Genomic DNA, 14,534 nt, shown 5'->3' on the forward strand with positions numbered 1-14,534 from the left:
GCTCGCGGTGGTCTCCCGACCGCTTTGGAAACTTACAACACCGGCGGCGGGCTCTCGCCCTCACTTCTGCTGTAAGCCCTGCAGCGCTCGCCTTCCGGCTCACGCGCAGTCCAAAAACATACCACAGGCATTGCCCTGACCGCGCCAATCAAATGGAGGGCACAGCGCAGAGCGACTCAGATCGCTGGTCCTGTCTATGGTTTCGCTGGCACCGGCCCCGTTCGAGAGGAGTCCAGGCTTGGCGACACATTTCAGCCAGGAGAGGCTTCGCGTCAGGCCCAGCTCCCGGGAAGACGCTGTGGTGGCCAGCGCCCGCGAAAAGTTCGAGCGCACCCTGGTGTCGGTTCAGGGCACCCTGGTGGGATCAGTAGCCGCCTTGGAGCATCCCCGCAGCCACGACGCCCTCAATTACGGCGAAGTGTTCCTGCGCGACAACGTGCCAGTGATGCTCCACCTGCTGCTGGAGGGTCGATTTGAAATTGTTCGTCACTTTCTGAGCGTCTGCCTCGACCTCCAGAGCAGTACGTACCAGACCCGCGGCGTCTTCCCCACCAGCTTTGTCGAGGAGAACGGCCAGCTGCTGGCCGACTACGGCCAACGCTCAATCGGACGGATCACCTCGGTGGACGCCAGCCTGTGGTGGCCGATCCTCTGTTGGTATTACGTCAAACGCAGCCAGGACTGGGAGTTCGGGGCCAGTCAGAAGGTGCAGCGGGGGGTGCAGCTGCTGCTCGATCTGGTGATGCATCCCAGCTTCGAGGGCACACCGGTGCTGTTCGTTCCGGACTGTTCCTTCATGATCGATCGTCCGATGGACGTGTGGGGAGCCCCGCTGGAGGTGGAGGTCCTCCTGTTCGGCTGCCTACGCAGTTGCGGCCATCTGATGGAGATCGCGCGGCGTGACAGAAGCAGCCGCCTGCTGGAGCAGCGTCTGGAGCTCACCCGCCAGTGGATTCACGACCTCCGCTCCTACCTGCTGAAGAACTACTGGGTCACCAGCAAGACGATGCAGGTGCTGCGGCGCCGTCCCACCGAGCAATACGGCGACCACCAGCACGAAAACGAATTCAACGTGCAGCCCCAGGTGATCCCCGACTGGCTCCAGGACTGGCTGGAGAACCGTGGCGGTTACCTGATCGGCAACATCCGCACAGGCCGTCCGGATTTCCGGTTCTACAGCCTGGGCAATTCCCTTGCCTGCCTGTTTGGACTGCTGACCGCACCGCAGCAACGGGCTCTATTCCGGCTGGTACTGCACAACCGCAGCCACCTGATGGCACAGATGCCGATGCGGATCTGTCATCCCCCCATGGAGGCTGCTGAGTGGATGAACAAGACCGGCTCCGATCCCAAGAACTGGCCCTGGAGCTACCACAACGGTGGCCACTGGCCAAGCCTGCTCTGGTCTTTTGGTGGCGCCATCCTTCAGCACGAGCAACGCCACCCGCGGGCAGATGTGCTGCTGATGGGGCAGTCCAAGGCCATGCTTGAAGAGTGCTACTGGTCGCAGCTGAACCAGTTGCCGCGTCAGCAGTGGGCCGAGTATTTCGATGGACCCACCGGCACCTGGGTCGGGCAACAATCCCGTACCTACCAGACTTGGACCATCGTGGGCTTCCTGCTGCTCCACCACCTGCTGCGGGTCAATCCAGCCGACGTGTCGTTGCTCTCGATCGACGGACCGCCATAAAAAAGCCGCCGTGGGAGACGGCGGCCAAACAATCTCGTCGGTAGGAGCTGATCAGATTTGCTTCAGACTGACGGATGGAATCAGAACAGACCCAGGGTGAGGGACTTATCGATGGGCAGAGCAGCGCCGATGCCCAGATAGATCGTGAATACCGTGCCAAACAGGAACGCAGCCATGGCAACGGGTCTGCGGAATGGGTTCTGGAATTTGTTGAAGCTCTCGATGAAGGGGATGAGCATCAAACCCAGGGGAACCATTGTCTGGAGGGCGATGCCCAGCAGCTTATTGGGGACTACCCGCAAAATCTGGAATACAGGGTAGAGATACCACTCAGGCAGGATTTCCAGTGGCGTAGCAAAGGGATCAGCCTTGTCGCCGAGCATGGCTGGATCCAGGACCGCAAGGCCCACCACCAAAGCGATGGTACCCAGGATCACCACAGGGAAGATGTAGAGGAGATCATTGGGCCAGGCAGGCTCTCCGTAGTAGTTGTGACCCATGCCCTTGGCGAGCTTGGCGCGGAGGCTGGGGTCGCTGAGGTCAGGCTTCTTGAGGATGTGCATCGCGAGCACCAGGTTTGTGGTGAGAGAAGAGAGGAAACTGAATCGATCGATCGCTGCTGGAACTCAGATCACAAAGGGCCCGAGATGCCCTGCTTACGAATCATCAGGAAGTGCATGAGCATGAACACGGCCAGCAACCAGGGCATCACGAAGGTGTGCAGGCTGTAGAAGCGAGTAAGCGTGGCCTGACCGACACTCTCACCACCGCGCAGAAGCTCAACCATGAAATCACCAACCACCGGGACTGCGGCAGGAACACCGGAAACAATCTTGACGGCCCAGTAACCGACCTGATCCCAGGGGAGGGAGTAGCCGGTGACACCGAAGGAGACGGTGATAACTGCCATCACCACGCCGGTGACCCAGGTGAGCTCGCGGGGACGCTTGAAACCACCGGTAAGGTACACACGGAAAACGTGAAGAATCAGCATGAGCACCATCATGCTGGCGCTCCAGCGATGCACCGAGCGGATCAGCCATCCAAAGCTGACGTCGGTCATCAGGTACTGAACCGAGGAATAGGCCTCAGCCACCGTTGGCTTGTAATAAAAAGTCATTGCGAATCCAGTGGCGAACTGGATCAGGAAGCACACCAACGTGATACCGCCGAGGCAATAAAAAATATTGACATGGGGCGGCACGTACTTTGAAGAGATGTCGTCCGCAATCGCCTGGAGTTCCAGGCGCTCCTCGAACCAGTCGAAAACTGGAGACGACTTGGCGGCGGGAGACGAGTTCGCCATGCAGTGCTGGGTTGGGGTTGCGAGAGTCTACCGATACCCGCGCTTCGGCCGTGATTGCCGTCCTGTTCCCGGCTTGCCAGCGATGAGCCTGCCCAAGCCCCACTCCAGCCCGCCCATCACCTGGCGGAGGACAACAGCCAAGGCGCTGGCCCTGCTGCTCTGCCTGGGGCTGTGGTTGCAGCCCGGCCCGGCCCTGGCACTCAACGATGCCCAGCAGCTGGTGGTGGAGGCCTGGCGACTGGTGAACCAGAGCTACGTCGACCCCACACGTTTTGACACCGTGCATTGGCGGCGGCTGCGCCAGAAGGCCCTGGAGCAGCCGATTGAAACCAGTGCCCAGGCCTATGACGCCATCGCCGCCATGCTCGAGCCCCTCGGCGATCCCTATACCCGTGTGCTGCGTCCCGCCGACTACAAAGCCCTGCGGGCCACAACCGAGGGAAGTGTCAGTGGTGTCGGCCTGCAGCTGGGCCTGGGACAGGACGGGCAAGGGATCGTTGTGATCGCGCCGCTGGATGGATCACCGGCCGCTGAGGCAGGTATCAGCTCAGGCAGTGAACTGCTGGACGTGGAGGGAGAGCCATGCCGCCGCCTAGGGCTGGAGGCCACCGCTGCGCGCCTGAGGGGTCCGGCCGGCACCAGCGTGCAGTTGTTGATCAAGCCCCCCGCCCCCCTGAGTGAACCCAGGCAGTTGCTGCTAAGGCGTGAGCGTGTGGACCTGCAACCCGTGCGCTTCAGGGTGCTCAAGCGCGGGGGGCATCGCCTCGGCCTGTTGCGCATCACCCAGTTCAGCGAGCCGGTTCCCGCCGGGGTTCGTGAGGCCCTCCAGGGCTTCGGCCAGGAGCAGGTTGAGGGGGTGATTCTCGATCTGCGCAATAACTCCGGCGGGCTGGTCGAGGGGGGAGTGGCGGTCGCCAATGCCTTCCTCGCCGCCCAGCCGATCGTGGAGACAATGAATCGCGATGGTATGAGTGAGCGCCGGCAGGCCGCGGCCGGGCAGCTGTACAGCGGCCCGATGGTCACTCTGGTGAATGGGGGAACCGCCAGCGCCAGCGAAATTCTGGCGGGTGCGCTCCAGGACGACGACCGCTCGCCCCTGCTGGGCAGCCGCACTTTCGGCAAGGGTCTGATCCAGACGCTGATCAACCTGGGGGACGGCAGCGGTTTAGCCGTCACCGTGGCCCGCTACGTGACCCCCAGCGGTCGTGACATCCAGAACCAGGGCATCGCACCCGACCGGCTCCTGCCCCAGCCGGAGCCCCTCAATCCAGGCGGGGAGGACGACCACTGGCTGGAGCTGGCCGCCGAGCAGCTGCTGCAGGAGCTCCCGAAGACATGAGCGGTCGTACTTACCACGATCCCCTGCACGGAGCGATCCGGCTGGAGCGCAGCCAACCGGCCGAAGGCCTGGCCATGGAGCTCATCGACACGGCCCCCTTCCAGCGACTGCGACGGATCCGCCAGCTGGGCCCTGCGTTCCTCACCTTCCATGGCGCCGAGTCAAGCCGCTTCACCCATTCCCTGGGTGTGTTGCATCTGGCCCGACTTGCCCTGCACCAGCTGGAACGCCAGAGCCCACAGCTGTTGCAGGACCAGGGTGTGCTCTACGCCGCGGCCCTGCTCCATGACGTGGGCCACGCCCCGTTCAGTCACTCCGGTGAGGAGATGTATGGGCTGCGACATGAAACCTGGTCGGCAAGGCTGGTGCGGGACCATCCAGCCCTGCGCGAGGCACTCGAGCGCCATGCCCCCGGCAGCGCCGATGCCGTGGCCGACCTGCTGGAGCACGGTCATCACCGCCAGCCGGCTCTGGCCTCCCTGGTGAGCGGCCAGCTCGACTGCGATCGGCTCGACTACCTGCTGCGGGACAGCCACAGCACGGGCACGAGCTATGGCCAGCTGGACCTGGAACGGATCCTGGGAGCCCTGACCGTGGCTCCCGACGGCAGCCTGGCGCTGCACCCGAAAGGACTGATGGCAGTCGAGCACTACCTGGTGGTGCGCAGCCTGATGTACCGCAGCCTCTACAACCACAGGCTCAATGTGGTCTGCAACTGGCTGCTGACCCAGACGATCCAGCTGGCCCGCCGCCTTGGGGCCGAAGGCGGAGTTGAAGCCGACGCGGTGATGGCGGTGTGGCTTTGGCGCCCTGAAAGCCTCGACCTGGAGACCTACCTGGCCAACGACGATCTGCGCACGGGTTACCACCTGATGCGCTGGCGTGAGGCGGGGCCGCCCTACCTGCAGGAGCTATGTGGACGGCTGCTGGACCGCCGCCTGCTCCGGGCCACTGACGTCAGCCACCTGGAGGCCTGTGGACGGCTGGAGCTGCTGGCCCTGGCCCAGAGGCTCAGCGAGACCGCCGGGCTGAGACCCAGCCTGTGCTGCGCGCTGCAGCAGCGGCAGAACAGCGGCTATGACCCATACAAAGGTGGGCTGAGGCTCTGGGATGGGGAATCGCTGGCGGCACTGGAGGACTGCTCCACCCTGGTGGCCAGCCTGGTGAAGCCGGTGGAGCTGGCCTGGTTGATCCATCCCCCCGAGGTGAGTGAAGCCCTGCGGGAGCGGGCCCGTGCCCTGGGAAGCTCTCGCCGCCTCGCTGCCTAAGTTGGGCGCCTCCGCATGCGGCGATGGCTGCCGAGTTCGTGCCCGCCGCCCGCAGCGGTCTGTCCCACCAGTTGGTGCTGCCGGCGGCGGGTCCTGAGGCTGCCCCCCTGCCAAAGCAGGTGAGCCTTGGTCTCCATGGTGTGATCAGCTGTGGGGAGCTGCTTCTCCAGAGTGGCGACTGGCTGCTCACGGTGGCCGACCTCCGCGGACTTGAGCGCCAACTGGCCGCCCACCAACTTGATCTGGTGGGCGTGGAAGGCCGCCAGGCCCTCACCCTGGTGGCGGCGGCGGCCATCGGCCTCGCCACACACCTGCAGCAGAGCAGCGGCCCAGGCCCGAGTCCGGACTCCCACAACAGCCCGGATCTGGTGATCCAACGGGGCACCCTGCGCTCTGGCGACCATCTCCAGGTGGAGGGCACAGCTCTGGTGCTCGGGGACGTCAACCCGGGCGCCAGGGTCAGCGCCGGCGGACACGTTCTGGTTTGGGGCCGGCTGCGGGGTGTGGCCCATGCCGGCTGCCACGGTGATCCCAGCGCCAGGATCGTCGCCCTGCAGCTACGGCCCCTGCAGTTGCGTATCGCCGAAGTGATTGCCAGAGGACCGGAGGATTCACCCCCTCAGGGGTTCTGCGAACAGGCCCACCTCGTTGAAGGGATGATTCGCATCGATCCGGCCGAACCAGGCTGGCCGCCTTTCAGCGGTTGATCACCCCCAGCCCGCTCAGCAGAAACAGCAGGCTGAAGGGAACAAGCAGGTTGCCTGACAGAACAGTCCAGTCATTCGTGCAGGAAATTGGGATCTGGAGGGCGTTCACCCTTCTCGTGCTGACTGGGATCGAGGGGATCGGGCGCACGGTATTTCCTGGCCAGGTTCCAGTCGTGCTGAAAGGCGTCCTTCAGGCGTGCCACGACCTGGGGGAAGTCGGTTTCGATGCCGAGCTCCCGCCTGAGGTCGAAGGCGCTGCGATCGATGCTCATCGAACCGACGAGGGCGGAGACCCCATCCACCAGGATCAGCTTGGCGTGAAGCTGGAGATGCTTCTGGCGTCGCACCTTCACCCCAAAGCGCTCCATCAGACGCAGCGAGGCAAGGTTATGGGAGATATCCGAGTCGCTGATGCCGTGTTTGCCACCACAGAGCACGCGCACCTTCACGCCCCGTTCGCGGGCCGTGATGATCCGATCCAGAATCACAGTGTCCGCGAACTTGGGATGCTGGATCCAGAGGGTGCGTTCAGCGGAGTCCACCAGGCGCGCCATCTGCCGGCGGCTGTGAAAACTGCTCCAGACCAGGCCTACGCCCAGATCCGGCTCGAAAAAAGAATGGTGCCAGTCGGCCTCGAAGCCTGCGCGCACCTGCTCCACCACCGGAGCTGAGGCACTCAGGACCGCGTAGTCGCGGGTTTCATTGAAGGATTGATCAGAAAAGTCAAAGGTGGCGATCAGGGCCAGGTGGTTGTCCACCACCATCGATGTCTCGTGGGTCACCGGGAAGGAGTCGCTGGTCCAGGACACCTCCAGACCCGACGACTGCAGCCTGGCGAAGGCCTGATCGTTCCAGCGGACACCCCCTGAAGTGCGGGGATTGAGCATCACCCGCACAGCCACACCTCGAGCATGGGCCCTCAGCAGCGCTTCCTGCAGATCCTCAGACTCGAGCTTGAACAGCTTGAGACGCAGCTCCTCGCGGGCCTGATCGATCAGATCGACCACCGCCTCGATGCCGTCCTCGGGCATCACCAAAGACCGTTGCTGGAAGGCGGGGTTCTCATCCATGGGCTGGCCGGCGATGGGGGCCATAATCTGGGGCACGTCTGGCAAACACGTGACGAGCGCACAGAACCGAACGATTCTGATCTGTTCCGGCAAAGGTGGCGTCGGCAAAACCACGCTCACGGCCAATCTGGGCATCGCCCTGGCCAAGCAGGGAGCCCGGACCGCCGTGCTTGATGCCGACTTCGGCCTGCGCAACCTTGATCTGTTGCTTGGTCTGGAGAACCGGATCGTGTACACGGCTCAGGAGGTGCTCTCCGGCAGTTGCCGTCTGGAGCAGGCTCTGGTCAAGCACAAGCAGGAGCCCAACCTCTCCCTGCTGCCGGCAGGCAACCCACGCATGCTCGAGTGGCTGACGCCCGACGACATGAAAAAAATCGCGGGTCTCCTGGCCGAGCAGTTCGACTACGTGCTGATTGATTGCCCAGCTGGAATCGAGGACGGCTTCAAGAATGCTGCCGCCGCCTGCCGCGAAGCCATCGTGGTGACCACACCGGAGGTGTCGGCCGTGCGTGACGCCGATCGGGTGATCGGTCTGCTGCAGACCCGCGAGATCGAGCCGATTCAACTGGTGCTCAACCGGGTGCGACCCCGGATGATGGCCAACCAGGAGATGCTCTCGGTGAGCGATGTCACTGACATCCTGGCCCTGCCGCTGCTTGGCCTGGTGCTGGAAGACGACCAGGTGATCATCTCCACCAATCGGGGTGAACCGCTCACTCTCAACGGCAGCCGTTCGCCGGCAGGCCAGGCCTACACCAACGTGGCCCGCCGGCTGCGAGGCGAAGAGGTGCCCCTGGCCGACCCCACCAAGGAGGGCCGGGGCCTGCGAGCCAAGCTGGGCCGCCTGATGCACACCAAAATCTTCTGAGCCGCGATGACCTTGCGCGATTTCATCGACAAGCTGCTCGGTCGTCAGCCGGCCAGTGCGGGCATGGCCCGCGAAAGGCTGCAACTGGTGCTGGCCCACGACCGCAGCGACCTCAACCCCGAACTGCTGGAGCAGATGCGCCGGGAAATTCTCGAAGTCGTTTCCCGGTACGTGGAGATTGACCTGGAGGAGGGGGACGTAAGCCTCGAAACCGAGGACCGCGTCACCGCGCTGGTGGCCAACCTGCCGATCAAGCGGGCCCGGCCCAATCCACCTCCCCCCGGCGCTGATCCCACGATGGCCACCGTCTGAGGCAAGACAACTCATCATCCGCAGGGCACAAAGACGGAGCGGCTGGGAATCCTCAGAACCGAACCGTTGAACTTTGACCCATGTCCTTGGTGGATCTGTCTCCCACCCCGGCCGAGCAACGGGTGCTGGGTTGGCTGGTGCACGGCCTGAGCAATAAAGCGATCGCAGCGGAATTGGTGCTTAGCCCCAGGACCGTTGAGAGCCACGTGTCAAGCCTGCTGGCCAAGGCAGGCTGCAGCAATCGTTCCCAGCTGCTGCTCTGGGCGCGGGGCGAGCGATAAGCTCAGCGCCGTGCCGGCTTAGCTCAGTGGTAGAGCAGCGCTTTTGTAAAGCGAAGGCCATCGGTTCAAATCCGTTAGCCGGCTTGCTGTCAACCCCCCAATCCCCTCCCCACCCCCTTTGATCAAGGCCCTGATCCTGGTGCTGGTGTTGGTGTTGGTGACCAGTGGCCAGATTGAAGACCGCAGCCCGAATCAGGTCCGGCGTCCAGCCAGCAGGAAACCCACAAGCACCAGCCCAGCCCAGCCCCAACCATGCAATCCCGCCTCCGGGGTTGCCCAGGTCAACCAGGGCTCGATCAAGGTATGGGACAAGCCGAGGGTGACCAAAACACCCAGCACAAGCCAGAGCATCGCGGCCTCAGTTTTGGGAAAGATCCAGATCCGGCATCACAGCACCGGAGCGCAGCACTTGCCAGGCTCCAGCCTGGCTCCAGGCGAGCACCGTGCTGCCCTGTCCTGACGGTTGGGGCCAGGGCAACGGAGCCAGCCTTGGCACCTGGGGGAACATGGCCTCGGCCTCGGTAGCCGTGAGGCAAGGGAGGTCGCCGGAGCGATTGGCGCTGGTGGTGGCCAGGGGACCTGTGCGGCTGAGCAGCTCGCAGGCTTGCTCGCAGGCCGGAATGCGCAGGCCAAGCCTGGCTTCGGCAGCCTCCACTCCAGGCTGCAGGGCGGCCACCACCGTGCCCCGGGCGGGCAGCACCAGGGTGAGGGCACCGGGCCAGCAGCGTTCAGCCAGCGCCAGCCATTGGGGATGCGGCGGCAGCTCCAGCGCAGCGAACAGTGTCTCAGGGTCCGCCCCCATCAGGATCAGTGGCTTGCTGCTCGGACGAGCCTTGAGCGCCCAGATCTGCCCTGCGGCTGCCGGCACAGCCGCCAGAGCCGGCAGGGTATCGGTGGGGAAAATCGCCGGACCGCCCGCGAGAATCCATTCAGCCAAGGGGGCTACGGACAGGGCCTGAGCCAGGCCTGGCTTGGCTGGTGGCTGGGAGGAGAAATCCATCACGGCAGCAGGGACTCTCCGTATCCGAATCTTGCTGGACAAGGACCAGGCATGGGCCTGCGGGCCTGGGCGAAGCGCCACCGCCCCTCCAGGTCGTGGTGGGCGCTCACCTCCACCAGCCCGCTGGAGAGAAGCAGCTCAGCCACGGCATCGCTCTGATCGTGGTGGTGCTCCAGCAGCAACCAGCCGCCTGGGGCAAGGGCCTCCCAGGCTCCTCTGACCAGGGCTCGGATCGCTTGGAGTCCATCTGGTCCTCCGTCGAGAGCCAGGCGAGGTTCATGCTCCCGCACCACTGGCTCGAGCCCCTCGAGAACCGCCGTGGGGATGTAGGGGGGATTGCTCACGACCAGGTCAAGCCCACCCCAGTGGGGGCGTAGGGGCTCCCACCACTGGCCGAGATGAAGCTTGACCCGATCCAGGAAACCGGCCTCCTCGAGATTGATCGCGGCCTGGTCCAGGGCCAGGGAAGAGCAATCGACCGCCAGACCCTGGGCCCGGGGCAGGGCCTGGGCCAGCGCCAGTGCCAGGCAGCCGGATCCGGTGCCGAGATCCGCCCAGGTCAGTGGCCTGTGGGCCGGGCTCGGCAGGGCCTCAGCCAGAACGAAAGCCAGATCCGCCAGCACTTCGGTTTCCTGGCGGGGAATGAGCACGGCCGGGGACACCGCCAGGGAGAACTCCCGCCAGGGACACACGCCCACCAGATACTGAAGCGGGGTATGGCACTCGAGATGCTGCCGCCAGTGGCCGGTGAGCTTGCCCAGCCCGGTATGCAACCGCACGGACGAAGCGGGATCGAGCCAGACCCGCTGCAACTGCGTCCAGCGCAGCCCGGCGCCGAGGTCGAGCAGCCAGTCGAGGTCGGCGGCGCGGCCCCCTTCAGCTAGGCGCTGCCGCCGCCAGGCCAGCAGATCGGTGCCCAGGATCAGTTGGCCTGTGGCTGCTGGCGCTGAACTGGCAAGAGCCTGGTGCGGCGAGACGCTGGGGAAGGGCCTGGAGGTAGACATCAGCCAAATCTAGGCAAGGGTCCTTGAGGCAGGACGCCATCGAAGACCCGCCTCGGCACGGACATGACCCGCCAGCTCCAGATGCAGCAGCTGAGTGGCCAGTTCAGCCGCAGACCGACCCAAAGCCAGCGCCAGCTGCTCCAGCGTGGCCCCCTGGCCCAGGGCGGCCAGCAGAGCCTGATCCGGGGCGCAAGGGGGTGAGGCGAGCGAGGTTGTGCCCGCAAAGGTGTTGGAGGTCTCAGGGCGGCCAAGGGGGCCGGCGCCCAGCTGGGCAATCAGATCCGAGGCTGCCAGCAGCGGACTCGCCCCCTGGGACAGAAGGCGATTGCTGCCCAGGGCAGAGCGCTTGCCGGCGTCGGCGGGAACCACCCAAAGCGGCAGACCCTGCTCCCAGGCCAGTGCGGCGGAGTGGAGCGCTCCGCTGGCCTCTGGGCACTCCACCACCACGACCGCCTGGGCCAGAGCCACCTGAAGGCGATTGCGGGCGGCGAAATGGCCCCGCCGCACGGGAGTGCCCCGCGGGTGCTCGCTCACCAGCAGGCCATGACGAGCCACGGCCTCTTGAAGAACGTGATGATGGCGGGGATAGACACGATCGAGCGGGGTGCCGAGCACACCGATGGGCCGTCCGCCTCGCTCCAGGCAACTGAGATGCACCGCGGCATCGATGCCCTCCGCCAGGCCACTCACCACGGGCCAGCCTGCCTCCGCCAGGGCGGCACCCAGCGCTTCAGCCATGGCCAGCCCATGCGGTGAGGGTCGACGGGTCCCGACCACAGCTATCGCCTGGCGCCGCCGCAGGGGAGCCCAGAGGGATCCCCTGCCGGCCCAGTGCAGAGCCAGTGGCGGCCGCTGCAGCTGATTCAGGGAGGCGGGCCGGGCGGGGTCACCCGGCACGAGCACCCGCTTTGGAGCATGGAAAGGCCAGCCTCCCGCTCCGAGCGGATCAAGGCCCCAGCATTGACGGTGAACCTCGATGCTGGCGAGCACACCTGGCCCGAATCCGCTCAGAGCGGCCAGCTCGGTGCTGCTGGCCATCCAGGCCTGCGCCAGCCCACCACAGGACCGATCCAGCTCACCCAGGCGGCGCCAGCCCAGACCTGGACAGAGGCTCCAGAGCAGCCACCATTGGCGCTGCTCAGCCCAGCGCTCGCTGGAGCCAGGAGCGAGGCCCGGGGGGAACCGGCGGGGGCAATCCGAAGGGCCTGGAAAGGAAGCGCTGGCTGAGCCAGCTGGAGCGGTGGCGGCTCCCCCCCAGAAGCCACGCGCGACGGACAGCGACAGCAACTCGCCCATGGCCATGCCATTCAGTACACACGTACTAGCACGATTTGCCGGGTCCGTCGATCAGTCGCTGCAGCGCCAGCTCCAGCTCCGGCGGATAGCGCCGCACCAGCTGAAGGCCCCCTCCCTGGCGCCGCACCAGCGCCAGCTCCACCCGGGCTTCCGCTGCCAGCAGCTCGCCGCTGAGCATGAAGCGACTGATCCAGGGCAACCGAAGTCCACGGCGGGGCTGGACCTGACTGCGCAGCTCCACCAGCTCGCCATGGCCCACAGCCTGGCGGTAGTCGACCTGCAGGGTCAGCACCGGCAGCTCAAGTCCCCGGGCCGAGAGGGTGGCGTAGGGGAGCCCCGCCGCTGCGAGGGCCTCCACCCTGGCCTCCTCCAGCAAGGCGAGATAGGCACCGTGCCACATCACTCCCCCGTGATCGGTGTGCTGAGGCAGAACCCGTCGCCGCAACAGCCAGCTTGGCTGCTCGTTTTGCCACTCCATTACAGCCTCTCCGGCCAGGGCTCGACCAGACTGATACCGGCCATAGGCTGCCGGAGAGCCAAGGCAGCCTCGTGTTTCGCAACCTGCTGATCGCCGATTCCGGCAAGGGCCACGTTGAAGAAATGGTGCGCATGCTGCGCGAGCTCCCGGCGTTTCGCCAGGCAAGGCTCAACCTGCTGCACGTGGTGCCGGAGCAGGCAGGCGACGATTTTCAGGAGCATTGGCAGAAGGCCGCCGGCATCGTGGCCGACGCCATCAAGCGCCTCGGCCTGGATCCCGCCGATGTGAACGCCATCATCCGCCAGGGCGACACCAAGCAGACCGTGCTCAAGGTGGCAGACGAGCTCGATGCCGATCTGATCCTGATGGGGTCGAGAGGGCTGGGGAGGCTGCAGTCGATCCTGGCCAACAGCTCCAGCCAGTACGTCTTCCAGCTCTCGACTCGGCCGATGCTGCTGGTGCGTGACGACCTCTACGTGCGCCACGTGAACCGGCTGCTGGTGACCCTCGACGGCACAGGAGTGGGCGACGACGCCCTACGGATCGCCTGCGAACTGGTTCGGGAAATTCCCGGAGGCACCCTCACAGGTGTTCACATCTCCCGCCAGGACATTCAGCCCAGCCGCGGTGGCAAGACCCCTGCTGACCTGGTGATCGAGAAAGCTGTTCAGCGGGCCCGCGCCCTCGGCGTTGAACTGAAGGGGGTGCATGGCACCGGCGATGTTGGTCGCGGGGTCTGTGCCATGGCTGAAGAGATCAAAGCCGACCTGGTGGTGATCGCCTCCCAGGATCGCAGGCCTCTGGTCGCCAAGAGCCTGGTCGACATTGACCGACTGCTGGGCAGCTCCGTGAGCGACTACATCCGAGTGCATGCCCCAGCACCGGTGCTGCTGGTTCGGGAGCCCGAATCAGGGCGGTGAGCCAAGGAAGGCATTGCCGGCGGCAATGCACTGGGGAGCAAGACTGTTCCCGGAACCTGGCTCGTTTTCATAGCCGCTTCATAGATGCACTGCCCAGAACCGTTAATCACGGTTCTGGGCAGATTCACATCATCAAGAACAGTCCTGTGATCGGGGCGCCTGGAACCTGGTCAAGATCCGGTCAACCTTGCTCGCGGCTGTTGGTCTGAATGTAGAGAACGATCAGGAAGACCGCCGGAACCAGCACGAACATGAGGCTGGCCACAAAACCCAGATCATTGGTTTCCATGGGAGCTTTCGAGCGGGTTGAGAATGGCGTGGGGCGACCGTATCACCCACCGACCGGGCCTTCCTCCGCCGCTTCACCGGCCGTAGCGGTTGACTCCATTCCCGTAGGTTCGGCCGCGGCTGGCTCCTCCGCTGCCGGCCAGGCTGTCGGCCCTGCCGGCAAGGGCTCTGCCCGGGCAGCCGCCAGCCGCGCCTCACGATCGGAGAGGCCCGCCTGGGGCCTTGTGAGCACCACCAGCGAGCGCTGCACCAGGGCCTGACAGGCAAGCCGCCAGCCTTCGGGGCGTCGGCGCAGCTTGCGATCCTCCACGGCGGTGCGCGGCGTCAGCGCGCCCGGCGACGCTTCTGCCACCACATCGACAAAGCAGGTGATGCACTGACCGCAACCACCGCAATTGCCGAGCTGCCCCTTGAGCCCGTAGAGCTCCAACCCCTCACGCAGAGCCACCTCCCGCAGGTTTTCGCCGGGGTAGCACTCAACATCACGGCCCTCGCGGACGAAACGGATCACAGGCATCAGAAACAGTCGCGGGAGCCCCCATTCTGAGCCCCGCAAGTTGCGTTTTGTAAACAGCTCTCCACCTAAACCACCGGATACGGCACTACGGCTCGTTTCAGCTCAACGCCAACGCTCCCGCAGGCCTGGAGAACCCCTTACGATCCCCAACACGGAACGATCCTTTTTGATCGTCCACTGGTTGTGATGG

At 65.0% G+C, this 14,534-nt stretch carries 17 protein-coding genes and 1 tRNA gene; 9 read left to right on the top strand and 9 right to left on the bottom strand.

The genetic code is table 11. The features are described 5' to 3' along the window. The first annotated feature begins 238 nt into the window (after nucleotides 1–238). Complete coding sequence (locus tag KBY77_RS15830) at nucleotides 239–1,690, top strand: glycoside hydrolase 100 family protein (protein WP_255106594.1); 1,452 nt, start codon at nucleotides 239–241, stop codon at nucleotides 1,688–1,690. An 80-nt stretch (nucleotides 1,691–1,770) separates the two neighbouring features. On the opposite strand, the gene petD is transcribed toward KBY77_RS15830, so the two are convergent. After that, nucleotides 1,771–2,253 carry a cytochrome b6-f complex subunit IV gene (gene petD / locus KBY77_RS15835; RefSeq protein ID WP_094555178.1) on the bottom strand — a complete coding sequence of 161 codons (483 nt, stop codon included), beginning with the start codon at nucleotides 2,251–2,253 and terminating at the stop codon, nucleotides 1,771–1,773. 68 nt (nucleotides 2,254–2,321) lie between these two features. After that, nucleotides 2,322–2,996, bottom strand: a complete 675-nt coding sequence (gene petB / locus KBY77_RS15840; protein ID WP_006173475.1) for a cytochrome b6 — start codon at nucleotides 2,994–2,996, stop codon at nucleotides 2,322–2,324. Nucleotides 2,997–3,078: 82 nt separating this feature from the next. On the opposite strand from petB, the gene ctpZ reads away from it, so the two are divergent. The 3 genes from ctpZ to minC are packed head-to-tail and all read left to right on the top strand — an operon-like array spanning nucleotide 3,079 to nucleotide 6,310. Next, a complete protein-coding gene (gene ctpZ, locus KBY77_RS15845; RefSeq protein WP_255106596.1) occupies nucleotides 3,079–4,335 on the top strand; it encodes a carboxyl-terminal processing protease CtpZ in 1,257 nt (418 codons plus the stop codon). Then, the gene (locus KBY77_RS15850) at nucleotides 4,332–5,603 is read left to right on the top strand and encodes an HD domain-containing protein (RefSeq protein ID WP_255106598.1); all 1,272 of its coding nucleotides are present in this window, start codon (nucleotides 4,332–4,334) and stop codon (nucleotides 5,601–5,603) included. The genes ctpZ and KBY77_RS15850 overlap by 4 nt, the downstream gene beginning before the upstream one ends. A 23-nt stretch (nucleotides 5,604–5,626) precedes the next feature. Beyond that, nucleotides 5,627–6,310 (top strand): septum site-determining protein MinC, encoded by a 684-nt coding sequence (gene minC, locus KBY77_RS15855; protein ID WP_255106600.1) that lies wholly within the window; start codon nucleotides 5,627–5,629, stop codon nucleotides 6,308–6,310. 71 nt (nucleotides 6,311–6,381) lie between these two features. Here minC and KBY77_RS15860 read toward each other — a convergent pair whose 3' ends face one another. After that, on the bottom strand, nucleotides 6,382–7,404 hold the full coding sequence (locus tag KBY77_RS15860) for a phosphatidylserine/phosphatidylglycerophosphate/cardiolipin synthase family protein (protein WP_255106602.1): 1,023 nt from the start codon (nucleotides 7,402–7,404) through the stop codon (nucleotides 6,382–6,384). Between KBY77_RS15860 and minD the strand changes: the two genes are divergently transcribed. From minD to KBY77_RS15880, 4 genes are all read left to right on the top strand, one after another. Then, nucleotides 7,394–8,248, top strand: coding sequence for a septum site-determining protein MinD (minD, locus tag KBY77_RS15865; protein ID WP_255106604.1), 855 nt, complete (start codon nucleotides 7,394–7,396; stop codon nucleotides 8,246–8,248). The two genes, KBY77_RS15860 and minD, sit on opposite strands and share 11 nt — an antisense overlap. Before the next feature lie 6 nt (nucleotides 8,249–8,254). After that, the gene (gene minE / locus KBY77_RS15870) at nucleotides 8,255–8,560 is read left to right on the top strand and encodes a cell division topological specificity factor MinE (protein WP_255106616.1); all 306 of its coding nucleotides are present in this window, start codon (nucleotides 8,255–8,257) and stop codon (nucleotides 8,558–8,560) included. A gap of 80 nt (nucleotides 8,561–8,640) precedes the next feature. Then, a complete protein-coding gene (locus KBY77_RS15875; protein WP_255094914.1) occupies nucleotides 8,641–8,841 on the top strand; it encodes a response regulator transcription factor in 201 nt (66 codons plus the stop codon). Nucleotides 8,842–8,853: 12 nt separating this feature from the next. Continuing rightward, nucleotides 8,854–8,925: transfer RNA gene (locus tag KBY77_RS15880), tRNA-Thr, on the top strand. 274 nt (nucleotides 8,926–9,199) lie between these two features. On the opposite strand, the gene KBY77_RS15885 is transcribed toward KBY77_RS15880, so the two are convergent. The 4 genes from KBY77_RS15885 to KBY77_RS15900 are packed head-to-tail and all read right to left on the bottom strand — an operon-like array spanning nucleotide 9,200 to nucleotide 12,619. Then, nucleotides 9,200–9,841: an L-threonylcarbamoyladenylate synthase gene (locus tag KBY77_RS15885; RefSeq protein ID WP_255106618.1), complete on the bottom strand. Its 642-nt coding sequence runs from the start codon at nucleotides 9,839–9,841 to the stop codon at nucleotides 9,200–9,202. Then, complete coding sequence (gene prmC / locus KBY77_RS15890) at nucleotides 9,841–10,845, bottom strand: peptide chain release factor N(5)-glutamine methyltransferase (RefSeq protein ID WP_255106620.1); 1,005 nt, start codon at nucleotides 10,843–10,845, stop codon at nucleotides 9,841–9,843. The genes KBY77_RS15885 and prmC overlap by 1 nt, the downstream gene beginning before the upstream one ends. A gap of 9 nt (nucleotides 10,846–10,854) precedes the next feature. Then, nucleotides 10,855–12,141 carry a DNA-processing protein DprA gene (locus KBY77_RS15895; protein ID WP_255106622.1) on the bottom strand — a complete coding sequence of 429 codons (1,287 nt, stop codon included), beginning with the start codon at nucleotides 12,139–12,141 and terminating at the stop codon, nucleotides 10,855–10,857. A 25-nt stretch (nucleotides 12,142–12,166) separates the two neighbouring features. After that, on the bottom strand, nucleotides 12,167–12,619 hold the full coding sequence (locus KBY77_RS15900; protein ID WP_255106625.1) for an acyl-CoA thioesterase: 453 nt from the start codon (nucleotides 12,617–12,619) through the stop codon (nucleotides 12,167–12,169). 71 nt (nucleotides 12,620–12,690) lie between these two features. Here KBY77_RS15900 and KBY77_RS15905 point away from each other — a divergent pair, with 71 nt between their 5' ends. After that, nucleotides 12,691–13,539, top strand: coding sequence for a universal stress protein (locus KBY77_RS15905; protein ID WP_255106627.1), 849 nt, complete (start codon nucleotides 12,691–12,693; stop codon nucleotides 13,537–13,539). A gap of 181 nt (nucleotides 13,540–13,720) precedes the next feature. On the opposite strand, the gene psbM is transcribed toward KBY77_RS15905, so the two are convergent. Next, nucleotides 13,721–13,828 (bottom strand): photosystem II reaction center protein PsbM, encoded by a 108-nt coding sequence (gene psbM, locus KBY77_RS15910; RefSeq protein ID WP_094555031.1) that lies wholly within the window; start codon nucleotides 13,826–13,828, stop codon nucleotides 13,721–13,723. A gap of 42 nt (nucleotides 13,829–13,870) precedes the next feature. Beyond that, on the bottom strand, nucleotides 13,871–14,344 hold the full coding sequence (locus tag KBY77_RS15915; RefSeq protein WP_255106629.1) for a 2Fe-2S iron-sulfur cluster-binding protein: 474 nt from the start codon (nucleotides 14,342–14,344) through the stop codon (nucleotides 13,871–13,873). Nucleotides 14,345–14,534: the final 190 nt, after the last annotated feature.

Source organism: Synechococcus sp. Cruz-7E5 (assembly GCF_024345995.1).
Taxonomy (GTDB): domain Bacteria; phylum Cyanobacteriota; class Cyanobacteriia; order PCC-6307; family Cyanobiaceae; genus Regnicoccus_A.

Bases quoted from the DNA above. Each gene is read 5' to 3' on its own strand.
- KBY77_RS15875 (WP_255094914.1), top strand. From the start codon at position 8,641: ATGTCCTTGGTGGATCTGTCTCCCACCCCGGCCGAGCAACGGGTGCTG.
- KBY77_RS15895 (WP_255106622.1), bottom strand. From the start codon at position 12,141: ATGGGCGAGTTGCTGTCGCTGTCCGTCGCGCGTGGCTTCTGGGGGGGA.
- petD (WP_094555178.1), bottom strand. From the start codon at position 2,253: ATGCACATCCTCAAGAAGCCTGACCTCAGCGACCCCAGCCTCCGCGCC.
- petB (WP_006173475.1), bottom strand. From the start codon at position 2,996: ATGGCGAACTCGTCTCCCGCCGCCAAGTCGTCTCCAGTTTTCGACTGG.
- prmC (WP_255106620.1), bottom strand. From the start codon at position 10,845: ATGTCTACCTCCAGGCCCTTCCCCAGCGTCTCGCCGCACCAGGCTCTT.
- KBY77_RS15860 (WP_255106602.1), bottom strand. From the start codon at position 7,404: ATGGCCCCCATCGCCGGCCAGCCCATGGATGAGAACCCCGCCTTCCAG.
- KBY77_RS15915 (WP_255106629.1), bottom strand. From the start codon at position 14,344: ATGCCTGTGATCCGTTTCGTCCGCGAGGGCCGTGATGTTGAGTGCTAC.
- KBY77_RS15885 (WP_255106618.1), bottom strand. From the start codon at position 9,841: ATGGATTTCTCCTCCCAGCCACCAGCCAAGCCAGGCCTGGCTCAGGCC.
- minC (WP_255106600.1), top strand. From the start codon at position 5,627: ATGGCTGCCGAGTTCGTGCCCGCCGCCCGCAGCGGTCTGTCCCACCAG.
- KBY77_RS15900 (WP_255106625.1), bottom strand. From the start codon at position 12,619: ATGGAGTGGCAAAACGAGCAGCCAAGCTGGCTGTTGCGGCGACGGGTT.
- psbM (WP_094555031.1), bottom strand. From the start codon at position 13,828: ATGGAAACCAATGATCTGGGTTTTGTGGCCAGCCTCATGTTCGTGCTG.
- KBY77_RS15850 (WP_255106598.1), top strand. From the start codon at position 4,332: ATGAGCGGTCGTACTTACCACGATCCCCTGCACGGAGCGATCCGGCTG.
- minE (WP_255106616.1), top strand. From the start codon at position 8,255: ATGACCTTGCGCGATTTCATCGACAAGCTGCTCGGTCGTCAGCCGGCC.
- minD (WP_255106604.1), top strand. From the start codon at position 7,394: ATGGGGGCCATAATCTGGGGCACGTCTGGCAAACACGTGACGAGCGCA.
- ctpZ (WP_255106596.1), top strand. From the start codon at position 3,079: ATGAGCCTGCCCAAGCCCCACTCCAGCCCGCCCATCACCTGGCGGAGG.